Below are 5393 nucleotides of genomic sequence, written 5' to 3'. Positions count from 1 at the left end.
GCAAGACGATTAACCCGAACATCGAACTCCGAGTACGTCAGCGACTCACCCTCGAAGACCAACGCAACAGCATCCGGCGTCGCCGCCACCTGCGCCTCGAACATCGACACCAACGTGCCCTCGGGAACCGCACGGTCGGTGTYGTTCCATGCCGTCAGCACGGTGGACAGTTCGTTGTCCTCGAGCATTGCGATGTCGCCGACCACGGTGGCCGGCGCATCCACCACCTGTCCCAGGATCCGGTGCAGCCGAGCACCGAAGGACGCCACCGTGGTGGCGTCGAAGAGATCTGTCGCGTACGTGAACTCCGCGACCAGACCGCCGAACTCACCCTCCACCGGGGCAACCTCGGTGACATTGAGGTGCAGGTCGAACTTCGCGACGTGCTCGTCCAGTTCGACCTGCTCCACGCGCAGCCCGGGCAGTTCGAGGGTCGTCACCCCGAGGTTCTGGAGCGAGAGCATCACCTGGAAGAGCGGGTGGCGAGCCTGCGAGCGGGCCGGGTTGAGCACCTCGACGAGCCGCTCGAACGGCACGTCGGCGTGACCGAAGGCCGCGAGGTCGGCTTCCCTCGTGCGGGCCAACAGCTCGACGAACGGCAGCGCGGAGTCCACCTCGGTACGCAGCACCAGCGTGTTGACGAACATCCCGATCACGTCGTCGAGGGCACGCTCGCCGCGACCGGCGACAGGGGTGCCGACGGCGATGTCACTGGTGCCGCTCAGCCGTGCGAACAGCACAGACAGCGCGGCGTGCAGGACCATGAACATCGTCGTGTGGTGTTTACGCGCCAGCGCGTTGAGCCTGGTGTGCAGATCGGCATCGATGCCGAAGCGGTGGGTCGCACCCCGGTAGGACGCCGTCGCCGGTCGGCGGCGGTCGGCGGGCAGCTCCAACTGGTCGGGCAGCCCGGCCAGCGTCTCGCGCCAGAAGCTGAACTGCTGCGCGATCAGGGACTCCGAGTCGTCCTCGTCGCCGAGCACCTCACGCTGCCAGAGGCTGTAGTCGGGGTACTGAACCTCGAGCGGAGTCCAGTCGGGCGCCACACCCGCACTGCGGGCGGCGTACGCGACCATCACGTCGCGGGCCAGCGGCGCCATCGACCAGCCGTCGGCGCTGATGTGGTGCACGACGACCGCGAGCACGAACTCGTCGTCGCCGAGTTCGAACAGCGTCGCACGCACCGGAATCTGCGTCCGGACGTCGAATCCTCTGGACACCAGCGCCAGCAGGTTCCCCTCGAGTTCCACTGCGGTGCAGGTGATCCGGTCCAATCCGGCAGGCACCTCCGCCGGATCCAGGACCAGCTGGCGCGCACCCCCATCGGATTCGGGGAACACCGTACGAAGGGACTCGTGCCGGGTGACGACGTCGCCGACGGCGGCCTGCAGGGCGTCGACGTCAAGCGCACCCGACAGCCGCATCGCCATCGGGATGTTGTAGACCGTGGACTCGCTGTCGAACCGGTTGAGGAACCACATCCGCTGCTGCGCAAGCGAGAGCGGCACGGACTCGGGTCGCGGCATCGCCGTCAGCGCGATCCGCGTACCGGTCCCCACGTGCCCCGCCGCCCAACTCGCAAGCGCGGCAACGCTGGAGGCCTCGAAAAGAGCTCGTACCGGGACCGTGACGTCCAACGCGGCGCCCAGTCGGGCGGTCACCTGCGTCGCGATCAACGAGTTTCCGCCGAGATCGAAGAAGTCGTCGTCGAGTCCGACCCGTTCCACGCCCAGCACGTCCGCGAAGGTGGCCGCAACGATCTCTTCGATCGGGTTCGACGGCGCCTTGAAGGCGCGGGCCTCGAACACCGGCTGCGGCAAGGCCTTCCGGTCCAACTTGCCGACCGGCGTGCGCGGGACCTCGTCGATCACCATGATGGCTGCCGGCACCATGTGCGCGGGCAACGTCGCGCCGATCGCAGCTTTCAGGTCGTCGATGTCGACGTCCGTGCCGGGCGCCGCCATCACGTAGGAGACGAGAGCGGTGTGTCCTCCGACGCCCTCGTGCCCTAGCGTCACTGCGAACTCGATACCGGACTGAGCGGCGAGCGCTGCGTCGATCTCGCCGAGCTCGATGCGGAAGCCGCGGACCTTGACCTGGAAGTCCGACCTGCCGAGGTAGTCGATCTCGCGGTTCTCGGTCCACCGGGCCACGTCGCCGGTGCGGTACATGCGGTCGCCCGGTCTGCCGAACGGATCGGCGACGAAGCGCTCGGACGTGAGTCCGGGCCGCCCGCGGTACCCGCGGCTCACACCGGGTCCAGCCAGGTACAGCTCGCCGACGACACCGACCGGGACCGGGTTGAGGCGGCTGTCGAGGATGGAGGCGCGGGTGCCGTTCGTCGGATGACCGATGGTGAGGTACTGGCCCGGCTCCAACCCGTCCGTGCAGGCCGCTGCCACGGTGTTCTCGGTGGGCCCGTAGGCATTGACGAACCGCCGGCCGACAGACCACTTCGCCATCAGCTCCGGCGGGCAGGCCTCGCCTGCCGTCGCCACCACGGCCAGGTCGTCCAGTCCGGTCGGGTCGACGGTGGCCAGTGCCGCCGGAGTCAACACCAAGTTGGTGACGCGCTCACGGCGCAGCAACTCCGCCATCTCGGCGCCGCCCCACACGTCAGGCGGCGAGACCACCATGGTCGCCGCCGCACCGAAGGCCAGGAGCAACTCGTACACAGAGACGTCGAAACTCGGCGACGACGCGTGCAGCGTGCGCGAGCTCGGAGACGTGAGGTAGGCGGCGCGCAGGTGATCGCGGAGGTTGGCCAGACCCACATTGGGCACGACGACGCCCTTGGGCAGGCCGGTCGAGCCGGAGGTGTAGATCACGTATGCGGGGTTCTCGAGCCGCAGCGGGCGGATCCGGTCCTCGTCGGTCACCGGCGCACCGGACAGTGCACGAGCGCTCGCCTCGGCATCGTCGATCGACAACCACTCGACAGAGTCGGGGAGCTCGCCGATGTGGTCCGCGGTGGTCACACCCGTCACCGCGCCGGAATCGGTGACCATGTGCGCGATCCGGTCTGCCGGATAGGTCGGGTCCACCGGAACGAAGGCGGCGCCCGTCTTCGCGATCGACCACACCGTCAGGACCGAGCTCAGGGACCGGCGGATGGCCACTGCCACAGTGGTCTCCGGACCGGCTCCGCGGGCAATCAGGAGTCGGGCCAGTCGCGAGGACCGCTCGTCCAGCTCTCGATACGTCAGCTGGCCGTCCGCGCTGGTCAGCGCCAGTGCCTCGGGGTCCCGATCCACCGCTGCGGTAAGGATGTCCGCCAGCAGACGCGGAGCGACACCCGCCGCGGAGCCGCCCGGACGCAACGCCGTGTCCGGATCGACACGCTGAACCAGGTCGGCCCTCTCGTCGACCGCCAGGATCTCGATGTCGCCGACCGGCAGGCCCGGGTGGACCACGACCGACTCGAGGATCCGGACGAACCGCTGCGCGAACCCGGACACCGTCGACTCGTTGAAGATGTCTGTGGCGTAGACGAACTCGGCCGACATCGCGGAGTCGCCACCACCGCGCAGGGTCAGCTGCAGGTCGAACTTCGAGAGGTCGACCTCGACCTCGCTGGCAGAGACCGACAGACCCGGCAGCTCGAGGGTGGTCGCGCCCATGTTCTCGAACGACAGCGCAACCTGGAACAGCGGGTGCCGCGAGGTGGACCGGGCCGGGTTGAGCACCTGGACGAGTCGCTCGAACGGCACGTCGGCGTTGGAGAACGCGGCCAGGTCGGTCTCACGGACACGGGCGAGAAGGTCGACGAAGGAGGCCCCGGCATCGACCTCGGTGCGCAGCACGAGGGTGTTGACGAACATGCCGATGACGTCGTCGAGTGCCTGCTCGCCACGACCTGCCACCGGCGTGCCGACCGCGATGTCGGCGGTACCGCTCAAGCGCGCGAGCAGCACGTTCAGCGCCGCGTGCATGACCATGAAGGCGGTGACGCCCTGGGCCCGGGCCAGCGCACCCAGCGCCCGGACCGTGTCCTCCTCGATGGTGAAGGCGACCCGGCCGCCGTCGAAGGACTGGACAACCGGGCGGGGCCGGTCCATGGACAGGTCCAGCTGGTCGGGCAGCCCCGCCAGCACTCCACGCCAGTGCTTGATCTGGTTGGCTGACAACGAGTTCGGATCGTCCTCGGACCCGAGAACCTCGCGCTGCCACACGCTGTAGTCCGCGTACTGCACGCGCAGCGGCGCCCAGTCGGGCGCCACTCCGGCAGCGCGGGCGGTGTAGGCCGTCATCACGTCGCGGGCCAGAACCGCCCACGACATGCCGTCCGCGGCAATGTGGTGGACGACCAGCGCAACGGCAAGCTCGTCCGTCCCGACCGCGAACAGTCGCACCCGGAATGGGATCTCCTCGGCCACGTCGAACCCGACGGACGCGAAGTCCGTGAGCCCAGTCGCCAACTCCTCCTCGGTCACGTCCTGTGCGACCACGTCCAGATCGACCTCTGCGAGGGGCAGGATCACCTGATGCACGCCGTCCGCCGACTCGGGGAAGACGGTGCGCAGCGACTCGTGCCGGCCGAGCACGTCGAGCAGGGCCGCACGGAGAGCCTGGACATCGGTGCGTCCGGCGAGCCGGACGACGAGCGGCAGGTTGTAGGTGGCAGCCGCGGTGTCGTACTGGTTGAGGAACCACATCCGTTGCTGGGCAAGCGAAAGCGGAAGCTGGTCCGGCCGAGTCCTGGCCACCAGATGCGGGCGCTGCTCCCCCTTGGCGCTGGCCTTCTCCGCCCGGTCCGTGATCGCCGCGACGGTCGGGGCCTCGAACAGCACCCGCACGCCGAGCCGGATGCCGAATGCCGCGCCGATCCTGGCGACCACGTGGTTGGCGTTGAGCGAGTTGCCGCCCAGCTCGAAGAAGTTGTCGTCCAGGCCGACCTGGGCTGCATCGAGCACGTCCGCGAACACGGCGGCGACGATCTCCTCCGCGGGAGTCCGCGGGGCGCGGTATGCCCGCTCACTGAGGGTGAACGCGGGCGCCGGCAGCGCCTTCCGGTCGAGCTTGCCACTGGCGTTGAGCGGGAACCCGTCGAGCACCACGAACGCCGACGGCACCATGTACGCGGGCAGAGCCCGCTCGACGGTGGATCGCAGCTCGTCCACATCCAGGACGGAACCCGCCGACGGCACCACGTAGCCGACCAATTGCTCGCCGGCCGCCGAGTCCGCGCGCACCACGACCACACACTGCGCCACCTCGGGCAGCGCACCGAGCACCGCCTCGATCTCGCCGAGTTCGATCCGCAGACCACGCAACTTCACCTGGAAGTCCGTCCGACCGATGTAATCCAGCTCACCAGAGTCGTTCCAGAACACCAGATCACCAGTCCGGTACATCCGCTCACCGGACACCCCGAACGGGCTCGCCACTCGCCA

1 protein-coding gene is annotated in these 5393 nt (G+C 68.8%); it reads right to left on the bottom strand.

Annotated elements, in window-relative coordinates:
* Nucleotides 1-5279 (bottom strand): amino acid adenylation domain-containing protein (locus tag AC1DWC_RS26480; protein ID WP_477912838.1); only part of this gene is annotated, 5279 nt, incomplete at its 3' end.
* Nucleotides 5280-5393: the final 114 nt, after the last annotated feature.

The organism is Rhodococcus sp. P4_C10 (genome assembly GCF_056402135.1).
The sequence above is the reverse complement of the archived record's forward strand: the minus strand, read 5'-3'. Positions and strand labels throughout refer to the sequence as shown.